General features: G+C 70.0%; 11 protein-coding genes and 8 pseudogenes. 6 read left to right on the top strand and 13 right to left on the bottom strand.

Features of this window, described 5'->3' with window-relative positions; translation table 11 throughout:
* Nucleotides 1–190: 190 nt before the first annotated feature.
* The 7 genes and pseudogenes from ACWCXX_RS38275 to ACWCXX_RS38245 form a co-directional block, all read right to left on the bottom strand.
* Nucleotides 191–1,444 carry an MFS transporter gene (locus ACWCXX_RS38275; protein ID WP_451135524.1) on the bottom strand — a complete coding sequence of 418 codons (1,254 nt, stop codon included), beginning with the start codon at nucleotides 1,442–1,444 and terminating at the stop codon, nucleotides 191–193.
* Nucleotides 1,366–2,070 (bottom strand): ATP-binding cassette domain-containing protein, encoded by a 705-nt coding sequence (locus ACWCXX_RS38270; protein WP_451135522.1) that lies wholly within the window; start codon nucleotides 2,068–2,070, stop codon nucleotides 1,366–1,368. Before ACWCXX_RS38270 ends, ACWCXX_RS38275 begins: the two co-directional genes overlap by 79 nt.
* Entirely contained in the window at nucleotides 2,067–3,077 is a 1,011-nt protein-coding gene (locus ACWCXX_RS38265; protein WP_451135520.1) for an ABC transporter ATP-binding protein, read from the bottom strand. The genes ACWCXX_RS38270 and ACWCXX_RS38265 overlap by 4 nt, the downstream gene beginning before the upstream one ends.
* Nucleotides 3,078–3,192: 115 nt before the next feature.
* Complete coding sequence (locus ACWCXX_RS38260) at nucleotides 3,193–5,019, bottom strand: ABC transporter permease subunit (RefSeq protein WP_451135518.1); 1,827 nt, start codon at nucleotides 5,017–5,019, stop codon at nucleotides 3,193–3,195.
* Between the two features lie 13 nt (nucleotides 5,020–5,032).
* The gene (locus ACWCXX_RS38255) at nucleotides 5,033–6,526 is read right to left on the bottom strand and encodes an ABC transporter substrate-binding protein (RefSeq protein ID WP_451135516.1); all 1,494 of its coding nucleotides are present in this window, start codon (nucleotides 6,524–6,526) and stop codon (nucleotides 5,033–5,035) included.
* 146 nt (nucleotides 6,527–6,672) lie between these two features.
* Nucleotides 6,673–6,891 (bottom strand): annotated as a pseudogene (gene rpsN / locus ACWCXX_RS38250) (30S ribosomal protein S14); the annotation flags it as partial.
* A 75-nt stretch (nucleotides 6,892–6,966) separates the two neighbouring features.
* Nucleotides 6,967–7,566, bottom strand: a pseudogene (locus tag ACWCXX_RS38245) (GTP-binding protein); the annotation flags it as partial.
* Here ACWCXX_RS38245 and ACWCXX_RS38240 point away from each other — a divergent pair.
* Nucleotides 7,513–7,976, top strand: a pseudogene (locus ACWCXX_RS38240) (IS5 family transposase); the annotation flags it as partial. The pseudogenes ACWCXX_RS38245 and ACWCXX_RS38240 overlap by 54 nt on opposite strands.
* A 32-nt stretch (nucleotides 7,977–8,008) precedes the next feature.
* Here the strand turns inward: ACWCXX_RS38240 and ACWCXX_RS38235 are convergent.
* Together ACWCXX_RS38235 and ACWCXX_RS38230 are read right to left on the bottom strand one after the other, a co-directional pair.
* Nucleotides 8,009–8,572 carry a hypothetical protein gene (locus tag ACWCXX_RS38235; protein ID WP_451135514.1) on the bottom strand — a complete coding sequence of 188 codons (564 nt, stop codon included), beginning with the start codon at nucleotides 8,570–8,572 and terminating at the stop codon, nucleotides 8,009–8,011.
* A gap of 436 nt (nucleotides 8,573–9,008) precedes the next feature.
* Nucleotides 9,009–9,599, bottom strand: coding sequence for an AAA family ATPase (locus tag ACWCXX_RS38230; protein ID WP_451135512.1), 591 nt, complete (start codon nucleotides 9,597–9,599; stop codon nucleotides 9,009–9,011).
* Between the two features lie 538 nt (nucleotides 9,600–10,137).
* Between ACWCXX_RS38230 and ACWCXX_RS38225 the strand changes: the two genes are divergently transcribed.
* The 3 genes and pseudogenes from ACWCXX_RS38225 to ACWCXX_RS38215 all read left to right on the top strand — a co-directional run.
* Nucleotides 10,138–10,530 (top strand): hypothetical protein, encoded by a 393-nt coding sequence (locus ACWCXX_RS38225; RefSeq protein WP_451135510.1) that lies wholly within the window; start codon nucleotides 10,138–10,140, stop codon nucleotides 10,528–10,530.
* 144 nt (nucleotides 10,531–10,674) lie between these two features.
* A complete protein-coding gene (locus ACWCXX_RS38220; protein WP_451135508.1) occupies nucleotides 10,675–10,998 on the top strand; it encodes a hypothetical protein in 324 nt (107 codons plus the stop codon).
* Nucleotides 10,976–11,524 (top strand): annotated as a pseudogene (locus tag ACWCXX_RS38215) (transposase family protein); the annotation flags it as partial. The gene ACWCXX_RS38220 and the pseudogene ACWCXX_RS38215, both read left to right, overlap by 23 nt.
* Before the next feature lie 196 nt (nucleotides 11,525–11,720).
* Here ACWCXX_RS38215 and ACWCXX_RS38210 read toward each other — a convergent pair.
* Nucleotides 11,721–11,976 (bottom strand): annotated as a pseudogene (locus ACWCXX_RS38210) (beta-galactosidase trimerization domain-containing protein); the annotation flags it as partial.
* Between the two features lie 506 nt (nucleotides 11,977–12,482).
* Between ACWCXX_RS38210 and ACWCXX_RS38205 the strand changes: the two are divergent.
* Nucleotides 12,483–12,680, top strand: a complete 198-nt coding sequence (locus tag ACWCXX_RS38205) for a hypothetical protein (RefSeq protein WP_451135506.1) — start codon at nucleotides 12,483–12,485, stop codon at nucleotides 12,678–12,680.
* A gap of 459 nt (nucleotides 12,681–13,139) precedes the next feature.
* On the opposite strand, the gene ACWCXX_RS38200 is transcribed toward ACWCXX_RS38205, so the two are convergent.
* The 3 genes and pseudogenes from ACWCXX_RS38200 to ACWCXX_RS38190 all read right to left on the bottom strand — a co-directional run.
* Nucleotides 13,140–13,322, bottom strand: coding sequence for a hypothetical protein (locus tag ACWCXX_RS38200; protein WP_451135504.1), 183 nt, complete (start codon nucleotides 13,320–13,322; stop codon nucleotides 13,140–13,142).
* A 540-nt stretch (nucleotides 13,323–13,862) separates the two neighbouring features.
* Nucleotides 13,863–14,180 (bottom strand): annotated as a pseudogene (locus ACWCXX_RS38195) (SpoIIE family protein phosphatase); the annotation flags it as partial.
* A 73-nt stretch (nucleotides 14,181–14,253) separates the two neighbouring features.
* Nucleotides 14,254–14,823, bottom strand: a pseudogene (locus ACWCXX_RS38190) (hypothetical protein); the annotation flags it as partial.
* Between ACWCXX_RS38190 and ACWCXX_RS38185 the strand changes: the two are divergent.
* Nucleotides 14,820–14,905: pseudogene (locus ACWCXX_RS38185) on the top strand (lipoyl(octanoyl) transferase LipB); the annotation flags it as partial. The pseudogenes ACWCXX_RS38190 and ACWCXX_RS38185 sit on opposite strands and share 4 nt — an antisense overlap.

Below are 14,905 nucleotides of genomic sequence, written 5' to 3'. Positions count from 1 at the left end.
AACTCGACCTTCCAGCAATCGACTTCAGGTATCACGTCCATACCCGAACAACGATAACCAGCAGCTCAGGACACGAAATCTGACTGGAGTATTAGATGACTCCGCACCTAGATGACTCCGCACATCACGATGACGGGCCGGGCGTCGGGGATCGCCAGGATCTTCTTCTCGATGTCCTCGTGCCACGACGCTACTTCGTGTGCCCCGGTTGTCCAACGGGAGCCGAGGCTGTGAGTCGTGGCGGGTCTTCTCCTGGTCTCGGACCACCTGCAAGAGGCCGTATGAGAAGGAGTCCCGGCACCGGCACCGTGGCAAGGATCAGCCACGGTGCCGGACCATCCGTGTCCAGTAGGGCGCCTACGGGGACGCTGCCCGCCAGTACGACCAGGCCGGAGACCGACGACAGCGCGCCCGTGAACAGGCCGAGGCGCTCCTCCGCCACCAGCGCCGTGACGCCCGCCCGCGCCGCTGGGACCACCAGCATCTGGCCGAGCGTGAGCAGCACCACGAACGCGGCGCCGAGCAGCAGCAGTCCAGCCTGGATCATCGCGGGCCAGGCAAGGCCGAGACGGACGGTGGCGAGCCGTTCCAGGGGCATCTGGCCGAAGACGACCAAGGCCGAGGAGAGTGCGAACAGCCAGCCGAGGGCGGCCTGCGAGCCGGTGGCACGGTCGAGTTCGGCGGGCAGGGCGAGATAGAGCTGGTTGTAGGCGAGGAGGTAGGCGGAGTAGGCGAGGGCGAGGAGGAGGAAGCGGCGGTGGGTGAGGGCGGGGCTCGGGGTGAGGGGCGAGCGGGTGACGTGCGGGGCGCCGTGTGGCATCAGGCGCGCGTGACCGGCCAGGACGAGTGTGAACACCGCCGCGCCGGCGAGGCATGCCGTGCGGAATCTGCCATACAGGAGTGCCGCGCCGAGCACGGGCCCGATCAGCGCTCCGGCCTGGCCGCCCGCGAAGAACTTGGCGAGCACCCGGGTGCGGGCGGGGGCGCCCGCCTGCTCGATGCGCAGTGCCTCGCGGGCGATCTCCGACTCGACCGCCGGGGAGAACAGCGCGGCCGCGAACCCGATGAGCATCACCGATCCGATGACCGACCAGGCGGCAGCGGCGTACGCGAGCCAGCCGAACCCGGCGACGCGCAGCGCGCACCCGACGAGGACCAGCGGGCGCGGGCCGTAGCGGTCGGTGAGGGCGCCGCCGACGACGAACATGCCCTGCTGCGAGAAGGTCCGTAGACCGAGAACGAGGTCGACGAGGGGGCCGCCGAGGCCGAGGCCGGAGCTCAAGTGGTCGGCGAGGTGGGGCAGTACGGCGTAGAAGCCGGTGTTGAAGGCGAACCGGCTGCAGACGAGGAGGCGGGCGAGGGCTGTCAGGCGGGGACGGTCCTTCCGCCGGACAACGCGAGGACGCGGTCCGAGAAGTGGCGGACCATGGCGAGGTCGTGGCAGATGAACAGGTAGCCGAGGCCGAGCTGTTCCTGGAGATCGAGGAGCAGGTTGAGGATGCCGGCGCGCAGCGACGGGTCGAGGGCGGAGACGGGCTCGTCGAGGAGAAGGAGCGCAGGGTCCGAGGCGAGGGCGCGGGCGATGCCTGCGCGCTGGCACTGACCGCCGGAGAGTTCGGGCGGGAGCCGGTCGCCGAGAGAGGCGTCCAGGCCGACCTGGTGGAGGAGTTCGGCGACGCGCCCCGGGCCGGTGGTGCGAGACCAGCGGCCCTGCACCTTCAGCGGTTCGGCGATCTGCTCGCGCAGCGGCTTGCGCGGGCTGAACGAGCCGTAGGGATCCTGGAGGACGGGCTGGATGCGCGGCCGGACAGTCGTGCGCAGCTCGCGTTCGCGGACCCGGGTGAGGTCGCGGCCCTCGAAGAGCACCTGCCCGCTCTGGGGACGGCGCAGTTGCAGTACGGCGTTGACGGTGGAGGATTTGCCGCACCCGGAGGGTCCGATGAGCCCGACGGTTTCGCCCCTGCCGATGTGGAAGGAGGCGCCGTCGACGACGGTGGTCGCACCGCGACGGATGACGAGATCGCGGACGTCGAGGAGGGGAGGGGCGGGCGTCGCGGTCGCGGTGGTCATGCGGTTGCCTTCAGTAGGGCGGTGCGGTCCAAGTTCCGGTGGCAGGCCAGGACGCGGTCGTGGTCGAGGGGGCGGGGCGAGGGAAGTTCGGTGCGGCAGCGGTCGACGGCGTGCGCGCAGCGCGGGGCGAAGGCGCAGCCCGGCGGCATCGTGCCGGGGGTGGGCGGTTGGCCGGGGATGACGGGCAGCCGGGATTTGTGGGGGAGTTGGCGGCCGCCCTCGCCGGGCAGGGCGGCGAGCAGTCCGGCGGTGTAGGGCGCGCGGGGGTCGGCCATCAGGCGGTCGGTGGGGGCGAGTTCGGTGATGCGTCCGGCGTACATGACGGCGGTCCGGTCGGCGTGCCGGCGTACGGTGCCGAGGTCGTGGGTGACGAGGAGCAGCGCGGCGCCGGTGGCGGCCCGCTGCTCGGTGAGCACGCTGAGCACCTGCTCCTGCGTCTCGGGGTCGAGCGCGGTGGTCGGCTCGTCGGCGACGACGAGATCGGGCTCGTTGATCATTGCCATGGCGATCACGGCGCGTTGCCGCATCCCGCCCGAGAACTCGTGCGGATACGCGGATGCTTTGCCTGCCGCGATCCCGACCCGGTCCAGGGCGGCTGCGGCCAGGGCCCGTACGTCGCGCCGGGAAAGCCCGGGGCTCACGGAGCGCAGGGCGCGGCCGAGTTGGTCGCCGACGGTGTGCACGGGCGACAGGGCGGAGAGCGCGTCCTGCGGCACGAGCGAGATGCGCCGCCCCCGGTCGCCGGGCCCGACGGGCCGCCCGTCGAGCAGCACGTCGCCGCTGGCGTGGGCCTCTCTGGGCACCATTCCGAGCACGGCCCAGGCGGTCAGCGACTTCCCGGCGCCTGACTCCCCGACGAGCGCGAGCACTTCGCCGCACCGCACATCGAGGTCGAGGCCGCGGAGCACGTTGACGCCTTCGAAGGCGATGCGCAGGTCACGGACGCGGAGGAGGGGAACGGCACTGGACTTGGGGGCGGAGGCAGGGGTGCGGTCAGGCGTGGACACCGAAGGTCCCTTCGCGGTGATGGGGTCGTGGGAGTGTGGCGGGGGCTGGGTCGGTCGTGTCCTCGTCGTACGGGCAGGTTGGTGGTCGGGATCGCGGGTGGAAGCCGTTGCGGACTCAACTCCCGGGAGCAGATGCTCCGTTCGCGATCGTCGGGGTCGGCGCGGGTGCTGAGGGTGGCGTGGTCGGTTGGGCGGGGTCCTCCTTCGTCGTGCCCCGCCGCAGGAGGGGGAGGCCGCCGTGTGGGCGACTACGACCGCCCGGTCGCCCTTGCGCGTATCCCAACAAGGACACCGCCAGCGCGGCCAGCAGGCACAGGGCCGCGGCCGGGGCGAGCGCCGGGATGGGGGCGCGTTCCACGTAGTCCGCTGACTCGTCGAGGAGCAGGCCCCATTCCGGGGATGGCGGCTGTGCGCCGAGGCCCAGGAAGCCGAGGGAGGCCAGGGCCAGGGCGATACCGGGCAGGCGCAGCACCGCGTGGCGGGCCACCGGGGCTGCCACGGAGGGCAGGACGTGGCGGGTCAGGATCCAGGTGGGCGAGGCGCCGATCGCCTTCTGGACCTGGAGGAATCCCGAGGCCCGCGTCTCCTGGACCAGCGCCGCCGCGTGCGCGGCCAGCGGTGGCCAGGAGATCAGCGCCACTGCGACCGCCGCCCCGCCGGCGCCGGGGCCGGCCGCCGCGGCGACCAGGATGCCGACGATCACCGGGGGCAGCGCGTTCGCGATGTCCGACAGGCCCGTGGCGAGCGAGGGCAGGAAGCCCAGAACGAGTCCGATCGCATACGACAGGACGCAGACCGCCAGCGCCGTGCCGACCGTGGTCGCCGCGCCGTGCCCGAGGCGCGCGAGCACGTCTCGGCCGAGCGCATCCATGCCCAGCGGGTGCGCCCACGAGGGGGCGGCGAGGCGCAGGTCGGGGCGGACGGTGTAAGGGGCGCGCAACAGGCCCCAGACAATCGCCGTCACGAGCGGCGCCGCGAGGGCGACGGGGACCGCCTTCGGTACGCGCACTGGGCGGGCGGGCGGCAGCGTGAGGCCCGCGTCGCGCAGCCCCGGGCCGAGCATCCTGCGCCGCAGCAGTGCCGCCGCCGCGCCCACGGCGAGGCCGAGCAGCAGCAGAGCGAGAACGCAGCCCTGCAGCAGCGGTACGTCCTGCGACTTCGCCGCCCCCAGCGACGTACGGCCGATACCTGGGATCGCGAAGACCGTCTCGACCGCGACCGCGCCGCCGGTCAGGCCGACGACCACCATGCCGAACTGCGGGACCAGCGGGGGCAGTGCCCGTTTCAGTGCGGCGGCGGTGATGCCGCGGTGGGTGACCCCGGCCCCGCGCCACAGCTGAACCCACCGCTCATCGAGCACGGCGGGCAGTGCGTCGGCGACCAGACGGCCGAGCAGCGCGCCTCCCGGAACGCCGAGTGCGAGCGCGGGCAGCACCATGTCGGCGGGCCCGGCCCATCCCGAGGTGGGCAGCCAGCCGAGCCACACACCCGCCACGATCAGCAGCAGCGTGGCCAGCAGGAACTCCGGGAGCGCCCCGAAGATCGCCGCCACCGCGCCCGACGTACGGCGTCCGCGCCGCATGGTCGGCAGCGCCAGGGCCGAGCCGACCACCAGCGCCACGACGAACGCGGCGCCCGTTAGCGCGAGGGAGACCGTCAGCCCGGACATCACCGACGGCAGTACCTCCGCGCCCGACGCCCAGGACATCCCCAGGTCGCCGCGGACCGCGTCCGCTGCCCACTGCCCGAGCAGCCCCAACGGCCCGGCGTCCAGACCGATTTCGCTGCGGATCGCGTCCAGCGCCTCCCGCGTCGGTTCCTGCTCCGCGGTGCGGGCGCGCAGCAGGCTCAGCGCCGGGTCCTTCCCGGAGAGCCAGGGCAGCAGCCCCACCAGTACGACGACGGCCGCGAGCCCGGCCGCCCTGCTGATCCACACCTTCATGACGCGGAGAACCTCAGTCGACGTAGGTGTTCACAGTGATCAGTTCGCGCTCGCGCGGGTCGTGCGCTACTCCGCGCACCCCCTGGGCGTCCCCCTGGATCACCCGCTCGTGCAGCATCGGGATCGCCGCGTCCGTGGCCAGCACGGCCGCCTCGCCCCGCATCACCGCACGGCGCCGCGCCGCACCGGCCGCCGTCGAGGCCGCCGTGTCGAGGACGGTGTCCACGCCCTCGTTCTCCAGCTGCGCGATATTGAAGGAACCGTCCGAGGCGAAGTCGCTGTAGAGATACGCGGCAGGGTCCCCGGAGTCGAGCACGGTCGCCCGCGACAGAATGAACGCGTCGAACTTCCCCTCCAGCGCGTCCGCCTCGATGTTCGCGTACTCCCGCACCTCGAGCGTGACCTTGAACCCGGCCTCCTCCAGCTGCTGCTGCAACAGCTGGGCCACCTCGGGCAGCTCGGCCCGGTCGGTGAAGGTGCCGATGGTGATCTCGGCCCCGTCGGGCTCGCCCGCCTTCTTGCGTGCCACGTCGCCGCGCAACTGCGCGGCCCACGGCAGTGCCGGTCCGAGCAGCCCGTCGGCGACGTCGGCCCGGCCCTCGTACACGCTCTTCACGATGGTCTTCGCGTCGATCGCCTCGCGCGCGGTGGCCCGCAGCGCGGCACTGCGGAACGGCCCCGATGAGGTGTTCAGGTACAGCGTGTTGGTGCGCGGCATCGGCACCTCGGTGATCAACTTCTCGTCCAGGAGGGATGCCTGGGAGACGGGGACCGCCTCGGCCACGTCGGCCTCCCCGGCGCGCAGGGATGCGGCACGCGCGGTGCCGTCGGGGACGAACGTCGCGTCGATGCCGGCCGCCTTGGCCCTGCCGCCCCAGTACCTCTCGTAGCGGTCGAGGGTGGCCGACGACGTGCCATTCACCCTGACCAGCTCGAAGGGGCCGGTGCCCGCGCCGAGCGGGTTCACCGTCTTCCCGCTGTACGCCTTCTTCGCGAGGACGGAAAGCTGCGGCGAGCTGAGGCGGTGCGGGACCAGCGGGTCCTTCTCGCCGGTGGTCACCGTGACGGTGTGCGGCCCGGTGGCCTGCACCGTCAGGTCCACGCCGTCCAGGATGCGTGGCTTGGGGGAGGCGGTCGCGGCGGTGTGCAGGGACCGTACGACGTCGGTGGCCGTCAGCTTCGTACCGTCGTGGAAGGTGACGCCATCGCGGATCTCGAACATCCAAGTACGGCCACTCTGGCGCCACTTGGTGGAAAGCAGCGGCTTCGCGTCACCGTCGGCGTCGAGCCGGACCAGCGTCTCGGCCGTCGCCCAGCGGGACAGCTTGAACGCGTCGTCCGACAGCGGGGACAGGCCGGAGCGCGGTGGCTGCATGTGCGCGACGCGGATGCGCTTGCCGGAGGAGCCGGAGTCCGAGCTTTCGGTGGGGCTGCCGGAGAAGCAGCCGGTGAGAGTGGCGGAGCCGGCCGCGACGGCTATCGCGGCCAGGGCACCGCGGCGGGACATGCGGGCAAGGGCAGGGAGACGCACGTGAACCTTCGCTCATAGACGCAGGGCCATGGAAGCAGGGGACAGGAGGAGTAAAGACCCGGCAAAGTGCGGGCGGTGCCAGGACCTTAGCATAATGACAATCATTTCCAAAAAGCCTTCGATCATGCTGAGGTCGTGGCGGTCGGGGGCCACCGACTGCTCTTGATCACCCCGGGGAGTTCGCCCGCGTGAGCCATCTCTCGTACGCAGATGCGGGACAGGCCGAAGGTGTGCAGGTGGCCGCGGGGGCGGCCGTCCACGGCATCGCGGTTGCGCACACGAGTGGCGCTGGCGTCGCAGGGCTGGCGGCTCAACTCCCGTTGCGCTGCGGCGCGTTCGTCGTCCTCGTACGGGGCCAGTCCGCGCTCGGCCAGCTCGTCGCCGCTCTCCAGCTCGGGCAGGAGGTTGGTCGCGTCGACGACCGTGACCATGGTGCCCAGGCGGGCGACGTCGTCCAGCGTGGCGCCGTCGTCCCGGGTGAACGCGAAGGTGGCGGCCCCCGGCATCGGCTCGGAGATCCCGGACGACTCAATGAGGAGATGGTCGAAGCGGCCTTCGCGGGCCGGCTTGTCGACCTCGTCGAGCAGGTCGTCGCGCAGGGTGCAGCAGATGCACCCGTTGGTCATCTCGACCAGCCGTTCCTCGGTGCGCGACAGGGCCGCCTTGTTGCCGAGCACGAGGGCGGCGTCGATGTTGATCTCGCTCATGTCGTTGACGATGACGGCGACGCGCAGACCATCACGGTTGCCGAGGACTTGGTTGAGCAGGGTGGTCTTGCCCGCGCCGAGGAATCCGGACAGGACGGTGACGGGCGGGTGGGTCAGACAGCGGTGTCGAGCAGTTGGTCGAAGCCGCTGGGGTGCGGCCGGGCGGCGGGCCCGGTAGCCAGCTCGTCGTCCGGGTCTCAGGTCATGTGCCGTGGAGATCTCCCGGCGCTCGGTTCGGCTCTGCAGAACGTCAAGGGGGCTCGCACCGGACCTTCGCCGGTCGACCGCGTGCGTCCGGGCAGCAAGCACCACCTGATCGTCGACCGGCACGGCACCCCTTGGCCGTCTCGCTGACCAGTGGAAACCGTCACGATGTCACTCGGCTGATGCCACTTCTGGATGCGATACCCCGCCTCCGCGGGACGTGCGGGCGGCCGAGGCACCGGCCGGGGCGGCTGTTCGTCGACCGCGGCTACGACTACGACAAGTACCGCCGCTTTCTCCGTGCTCGCGGCGTCACACCGAAGATCGCCCGCAAGGGCGCAGCGCACGGTTCCGGCCTGGGAAAGACCCGCTGGGTCGTCGAGCGCGCCTTCGCACGGCTCCACCAGTTCAAACGGCTCCGGATCCGCTACGAGAAACGAGCCGACCTCCATCTGGGGCTGCTCCAACTCGCCTGTAGCATCATCTGCTTGAGACGACTCCGGACATCATTCTGAAACGATCAGTCACATTTGAGGAGTCGTCGCCCTCAGCGGACGGTTGCGCCCAGGTAGTCGAGGGCCGCGCAGGCGAATCCCGGTGCGGTACGCGGGCACTGCCAGCGGGCGAGGATTTCGGGCCCGGAGAGGTTCGCGGGTTCGGCCTCCTCGTCCTCGAGTTCATCCAGGGAGAGCCCGGGAAGCAGGTCCTCGGGAAGCAGGTCGTCGAGGGCCTGGTTCACTGGGGAGCTCAGCACCTCCAGGCAGGCGGGAAGGTGTTCGAGCACATCGTCCACGTCGGCCTCGTACGGATGCCAGCCGTGCGCGCACGTCCTGCCGTCGTTACCGCGCGCGACCCGGCTCAGTACAGCGACGACCTTATCCTCGACTCCCGGACCGGGGTTGCCGAAGGCCACGTAGGGGGCGAGCATCAACAGGCCCAGCGTCCAGAACAGCACGGGATCGCCCTCCAACCCCGACGCCGTCGTCTCGAGCCGGCGGGCGCAGCCGCGCACCGTCTCGTCCTTGTCTCCGGCATGGTAGCCGTGCCGGAGCTCGTCCCAACTGCTGAACATCGACTGCCAGTTGTCGGGCACAGGTATGACCGTCGACATGCCTTCGTGTTTCCCTTCGCGAGGTCCCGGCTCCGCGGTCATTGGATCACACGGGCTTGCGCCGTCACCCGAGGACCGCCGCGACTCCCGGCCGGCAGAACCCCTGATCGGCCGGGCGTGCCGGACGGCTGACGCCTCCCCCGGTGGACGCACCATCGACGCCCTCGAAGGCCTCACCGCGTGCACGAGCTCGACCGAGGTTCAAAGATGGGCTCTCAGGGTGCGGGACACGACGGCCCGTCAAGGGAGCCCTCGGACCTTGCTGAGCGATGGGGCTGCGGACCGATTGCCCTGTCCCGAGGCTGGCGGGCTGTCGGCTGGCCCGGCCGTGCGGCGGCCAAGCAGCCGAGGACGTTCGCCCGTACCCACCTGGGGAGAGAACCTCGTATGCCGACATGTGTTCGGGCGTGGCCCGAGGTAGCGCCCGACGCTTTCCTCAGCCGCCCGCCTCCGGCTCGGGCGATGGTCCGTCGTGAAGAGAGCCCCGGGCGAAGTCGGCGATGGTCTGGAGCCCTGGCTGGTAGCCGTCCGAGGTGTCCACGGTCAGGGTGGGGACGTCCAGGGAGATCGGCACCCAGGAGTCGAGGGAGTGTTCCCCCGCGGCGATGGCTTCGAGCAGGTCCTGGTCGCCGTGGGCGGCCCGGTGCGCGTCTTCCTCGGCGCGCTGGGCGATGCGGTCGTGGGCGACTTCGGACGCGGTTGTGCAGCGGATGACGCGGAGGTGCGCGAGGCCGGTGAGGGGTTCGAGGTTCGGCCGCCACAGCCGGTCCTGGAAGGCGGCTTCGGCGACGAGCGTGACGCCGGCCTCCAGGAGCACTCTGAGCGTGCCGAAGAAGGCGTCGAGGGTCGGATGGTTGAGGGGATCGTCGCCGCCGCTCTGGTAGCCCGGGTGGGACATGACCATGCCCTGCTTGATCTCGTCGCGGATGATCGCGGGACAGCCGAGAGTGTGGGCGAGCTCGTGTGCGAGGGTGGTCTTCCCTGTTCCGGGGCCGCCGCTCACGACGATTGCGGTCGGTGTGCTCATCGCTTGTTCTCCCAGGTCAGCATGAGGCTCCCGTTCGTGGTGTTGCCCCGCCAGGGGGGCGGCCGTGGTGTTCTTGGCGAGTCGGAGGGCAATGAATCCGGGCTCGCGGGACAGTTTGGCGTATTCGTGGGGGGTGGCGTTGGGTCATTGCGGGGCGGGACGGTGTTCCACGAGGCGCTCGATGACGAAGCCGGCCTCGGTGACCTCTGCGACCCAGCGTTCGAGGGGGCTGGCGCCAGTAGCGGCGCGGCATCCCGTCGGCCCAGGTTTTTTCGACGTGGCGGGCGTCGAAGCAACTGCCTCCGTCGGCAAGCCAGTCGGCGCTCGGACGGCTGGTGGACAGGACGAGACGGCCGTCAGGACGCAGGGCCTGGCCTCGGGCCTTCATGACGATCGTTCGATCAGTCTCTTGTCCGGTTGCTTCCACTGCCGGTGACCTGGGCTGTTGCATCTCGGCCCGGTCTTCGTCTTGGCCGCGGTGACCTCACCTGTTGAGTGACGCACCCATCCCGCGTGGAACAGCCGGCAGGCTGTGCCCATGGACATGGAGATGCTCAGCGCAGATGACTACGAGTCGGTGCATCGGGCAAGCCGAGGTCTGGCGGCGCGGTACGGGATGGTGACGCTCAACGCAATGATGGAGGCGTGGGAGGCGTTGGTGCAGGATGTCGAAGAGGGCTTCGACGCCGAACTCGTCTGGGAGTACGCGAACATGCTGCGTTGCCGCAGATGGCTGGCGGAGGCATGGCCCGTGTTCACCGACAGGATTCGAGCCACGCGGCAGGCGGAGCTCGACGCGCTGGATGCCCGCTTCCAACTGGCTACCGTGCCGCTGCACGGCCAGGCGGACGATGCGCGGTGGCATTCGCGGCGACCGCTTCTGATCGTCGGCGACAGTTTGATGGAACTGCCTGGATCCTGGGCCCTGTGACACGTGCGAGCTGATGTCCAACCGACGGTCAGATCACCGGAGAGTACCTCTGAACTGGGAAGACAGGGCTTGTCTAAGGGTTGGTCCGCAAAGGCTGGTGGGGCCGCCGCGACTCGGACCTCGCGCCTGTGGCAGCCTGCCGTCATGCCCGCCGAGCTGCGAGAACATGCAGGATGTCACTACGCCTTGCCCGACGATGCCTGGGCTGTGGAGCTGAGTGGGGCTGTGCTGGCGCCGGCCGCGTGGGCCGAGAACCCCAGCGCCGAGAAGTACCTGCCTGGAGCCGCCTTCTTGGTGGCGTTTGTCCCCCACGAGGATCCGGGTCTGGAACCGGCCGTCCACATCCACAGCCATGATGAGCACGTCGTCCCCTACGAGATCATGCGTTGGTTCATGGAGAAGGTGGCTGAGCAGGTCGAACGCTGCCGCCTCGCGTTCGAGCAGGGTGGGCGGGAAGCAGTGGAATGATCTTGCCGTTGCTGGTGTGACCGCGACGTCGGAGCCGTCCTGGACGGCCTCGTTCACGGGGCTGAGCCCGCGGCAGTTCGGGAGGCTGGTGACGGCTCCTCGGCGCGAGGGTGCGGCTGTGGTCCGCAGGGCCGGCCGTGGAGCCTGTCGCCGGAGGACCGGGCACTGTTGGTCGCGGCCTACCGGCGCACGAACCTGACCATGCGCCAGCTGGCCCCGCTGTTTGGGGGTTTCCAAGTCGGCGGCGGACCGGATCATCGATCACTCCGGGCCGATGCTTGCTCTCCAGCCCCGTAAGCGGTTCGCGAAGGACACCGTGCTGATCGTGGACGGCACCCTGGTACCCACCCGCGATCACGCCGTCGCCGAGCAGTCGAAGAACTACCGATGCTCCACCGACCGTCAGGTCGTCATCGACGCCGACACCCGTCTGGTCGTCGTGGTCGGCCGGCCTCTGCCCGGCAACCGCAACGACTGCAAGGCGGGGGAGGAGTCCGGCGCGAAGGCCGCCATCGGCGCGGCCATGCCCGAGGCCACTCAGAGATCATTTTTCAACCTGCCGTTGATGCTCGTGCGTTGGGCAGTTCTGCGGAACGACGAAGCTCCTGGTGGACGGGTTCTCGACCAGGATCGCCCGCGGCCACCAGGAGCTTCGCGTGCTTGTCCACCCGTCCCCAAGCTCTCGGCTTCGCTCGAGCAGGGGAGGCCCCATTCGATCGACCTGTCCAGGCGGTCTCGGCACCCCGCAGGACCACGAACTCGGTCCACACGTCGCTCATGAGTTCTGCACCGTCCGGGCCGGACAGCCGCACCGAGTCCCCCCGCGAGCAGCGGCGAGAACTCCTCCACGGTCAGGCCGAGGACGTCACGGAAGGCGCCGGGGTACGGGCCGGGGTGCACCGGGTCGTGCTCGTCGACGATGCCGGAGAAGTAGGGGACGATGAGAGTGCCGCCGTTCTCCACGTACGCGTGCAGGTTGCGGGGAGGCGACTGGCCGCGAATGTCGCAGTGGGTCACGGCCGGAGGCGGCACGGGATCAGGAGCCGGGTGTCCCCGGCCCTCTGGTGAGGAACTCCTCGAAGGACATCAGGGCTGCGTTGTTCGCCGGGGGCATTCGCTGTCGTGCAATCGCGTCCTACGATGCACGCAAGGGGCTGGTCGGCACGCCGACCGTCGTGGTTACGAACCTGGGGAGCGCCGCACAGATGACCTCGTCCCTCCGGCATCCCGGGGTCATACGTCGCATGCTGTGCCGGCTCGGGCTCCACCGGGACCGGCGTTTCACGCCCGACGAGCTCGGTCACCCTGCCACCTCGTGCCTTCACGAGTGGCGGTGTGCGTTCTGCGATCGGCTCAGGCGGTCCAGTGTGCTGCACCAGCACGGGCGCGAGCAACCCACGGACGCCCCGTGCCGAAAGACTGTTGCCTGTGTCCGTTGCGGCCATGAATACGGACACGTTCGGCACGCGAACGACCTCGTGCCGGTGGACATCCTCCCGGCGGCGCAGCGGCCGGACTATGTCACCTACTACCGCAGGGCCACGCCCTGCGACTACGCACAGATCTGCCGACGCTGCGGAGAGACGGACAACCACGTGGTCACCGAGCACGACTGGGACGACCCGTGGTGGGGCGAGCGTTGCCGACGCTGTGGCGGGCAGTGGTTCGACGACGGGGACTGACCCAGCTGAGGAGAGCGACCGGTACGGGGGCCTGCGGGGGCTTACGAAGGATTCGTGGACGCACCCGCACGAGCCATGTCGACAGCCGTGAACGTCGCCGCCGTCACCGTGGCGGCAGCAGTGAATGTGGCGACCGGCCACACACCACCGACGGGGGCATTCATCTGCGGCGCGGCGAAGCCTCCTGGCACCGCGTACACCACGAGCCGGTCTCCCGCCTTCGCGTCGGCGGGACATGCCTTCCCGAGCGGTACGAGGTCCGACTTCCGCAGCTTCCCCTCGAGTTCCGTACCGTCGAGCCGTTCCAGCGAGCACTTCCACCAGGACCCGGTGACCTCCCCGCAGGAGAGTTTCTCTCGTGCCGTACGGACTTCGTGACAACGGTGTCCACCGGCTCGCCCCACACATCCAGTACGGCCTGGTCGAGAAACCCCAACAACCCCAGAGCCGGCAGACCCTTCACGACTGCGGCCACCCCGAAGTGCCAGGATCGAGACGGACGAAGCACGCGTGGATCGATGCGAACCCGGCGCCGAGGATCAACAGCACCGCAACGGCCACCACCGTCGGGTGCGGCCACCAGGTGGGAACCAACACCACGGCCAGCCCGCACATCAGCACCGAAGCGGCGACGCCCAGCATGGCGCCGGCTACCAACAACTGTGGTCTCCCGCTTACCGCTACCTTCTCAACTGCCTTATTTCCCAAGCGTATTCATACCCATTCCGCCGACATTCCGGCCGCCGCGGCGATCGACCATCACGTAAGCACGCACGGTTACTCACCGATCTGGCCGTACGCGGGGAATCCTCGGTAGCCGCTGTCCCCCTTGCCATCGGACTTCCGGGCATTCACCCGGTCGACTCAACGAGGTGCCCTGCTTCTGGAAACGGCGGGTCTGAAGCGCGGGAACCTGCCAGCGGGGTACATGCCCCTGGCGTCTGAGCTGAGACTCCGGGGCCGTCAACGACTGCATAGCACTGCTCTGATCAACTCTTCGGGATGATCGGGCATGACTTGCGGCCAACTTCTTTGTTGATCAGCTGCGTTGATAGATCGGATAGTCGAATGACGGCAGCCGCGAGCCAGCCGCGAGCCCTTCTCACACTCGCATGCCTCCCGTGGGAACATGCCTACGCATAGCTCGCTGGCGGATTCAGTGTCAAGGCCGCCCAGCCCGCATCACGGTCTGTCCGGCGCCGCGCCGGCCACCGCACGGACGGCGAGGGCTGCGATGTCGTCGTCGAGACGGCCGCGGCTGTGGCGGACCGGGTCGCTGTGCAACTGCCCGAGCAGCCGGGACGGGGTGTCCGCTTCCCACTGTCCCGCGTGCTGCACCAGCGGGAAGGACGCGCCGGTGCGATCGCGGGTCTCGGTGACGCCGTCGGTGTAGAGCAGCAGCTCCTCGGTAGCGAAGGAGATGGTGTCGATGCGGTAGTCCGCGCCGATCGGCGCGCCCAGGTTGATGGGTGGTGAGGGAGCCGTAGGGGACCTCACGGACTGTTCCTGCGGGGAGCAGCAGCGGAGGAGGGTGTCCGCAGTTCACGATCCTGGCAACTGCCCCGGCGTCGGGGATTTCGACGAGCAGGGCCGTGGCGAAGTGCTCCATCCGGTCGCTGGGCAGCAGTGCGGTGTAGCGGCTCATGCTGACGCCCAGTCGGCGTGCTAGCCGTGCCAGGTCCGGCTCGTCGTACGCGGCTTCCCGGAAGCAGCTGACGATCGTGGAGGCGAGGCCGTCGGCGAGGGTGACGGTGGTCAGGGCCCGGACGTGGCCGGGGCCCCACCAGCGGGTGAGGGCGGCGAACGCGGGCTGGTAGAAGGTGGATGCCATCGCGAGCCCGGCCAGAGCCCAGCCGGCGAAGAAGACCGGGATGTTCGGGGCCGCGGCCACGATCAGCAGGCTGACCACGCCGGCCACCGAGCCGGCGGTCATGACGGTGCGTGGGCCGCGCTGGTCGAGGGTGCGCCCGATGCGGATCCCGGCGAGGGCGGAGACGACGAGACCGAGAGAGAACGCGGCGGTGGTCGCTCCGGCCGGCCGCGGCGGTGATCTGCGGGTTGAGGACGGGAAGGCGTAGTAGACGATGCCCCAGCTCACGATCTGCGTGGCGCAGAGGGCGGGCAGGGCGGCGCGGGGCCGGATTCGGCGAGGAAGCCGTCGACTACCAGGAGGCCTGGCAGAAGCAGCGCGAGGTGCACGCGGCCAGATTCGAGGACGCCGTCCC

This window comes from Streptomyces sp. NPDC001732 (genome assembly GCF_053596315.1).
The sequence above is the reverse complement of the archived record's forward strand: the minus strand, read 5'-3'. Positions and strand labels throughout refer to the sequence as shown.

What these genes read in the sequence shown, in the direction of transcription:
- ACWCXX_RS38270 (WP_451135522.1), bottom strand. Translation starts at nt 2,070, where the DNA reads ATGACCACCGCGACCGCGACGCCCGCCCCTCCCCTCCTCGACGTCCGC.
- ACWCXX_RS38260 (WP_451135518.1), bottom strand. Translation starts at nt 5,019, where the DNA reads ATGAAGGTGTGGATCAGCAGGGCGGCCGGGCTCGCGGCCGTCGTCGTA.
- ACWCXX_RS38255 (WP_451135516.1), bottom strand. Translation starts at nt 6,526, where the DNA reads ATGTCCCGCCGCGGTGCCCTGGCCGCGATAGCCGTCGCGGCCGGCTCC.
- ACWCXX_RS38235 (WP_451135514.1), bottom strand. Translation starts at nt 8,572, where the DNA reads ATGTCGACGGTCATACCTGTGCCCGACAACTGGCAGTCGATGTTCAGC.
- ACWCXX_RS38230 (WP_451135512.1), bottom strand. Translation starts at nt 9,599, where the DNA reads ATGAGCACACCGACCGCAATCGTCGTGAGCGGCGGCCCCGGAACAGGG.
- ACWCXX_RS38225 (WP_451135510.1), top strand. Translation starts at nt 10,138, where the DNA reads ATGGACATGGAGATGCTCAGCGCAGATGACTACGAGTCGGTGCATCGG.
- ACWCXX_RS38220 (WP_451135508.1), top strand. Translation starts at nt 10,675, where the DNA reads ATGCCCGCCGAGCTGCGAGAACATGCAGGATGTCACTACGCCTTGCCC.
- ACWCXX_RS38200 (WP_451135504.1), bottom strand. Translation starts at nt 13,322, where the DNA reads ATGCTGGGCGTCGCCGCTTCGGTGCTGATGTGCGGGCTGGCCGTGGTG.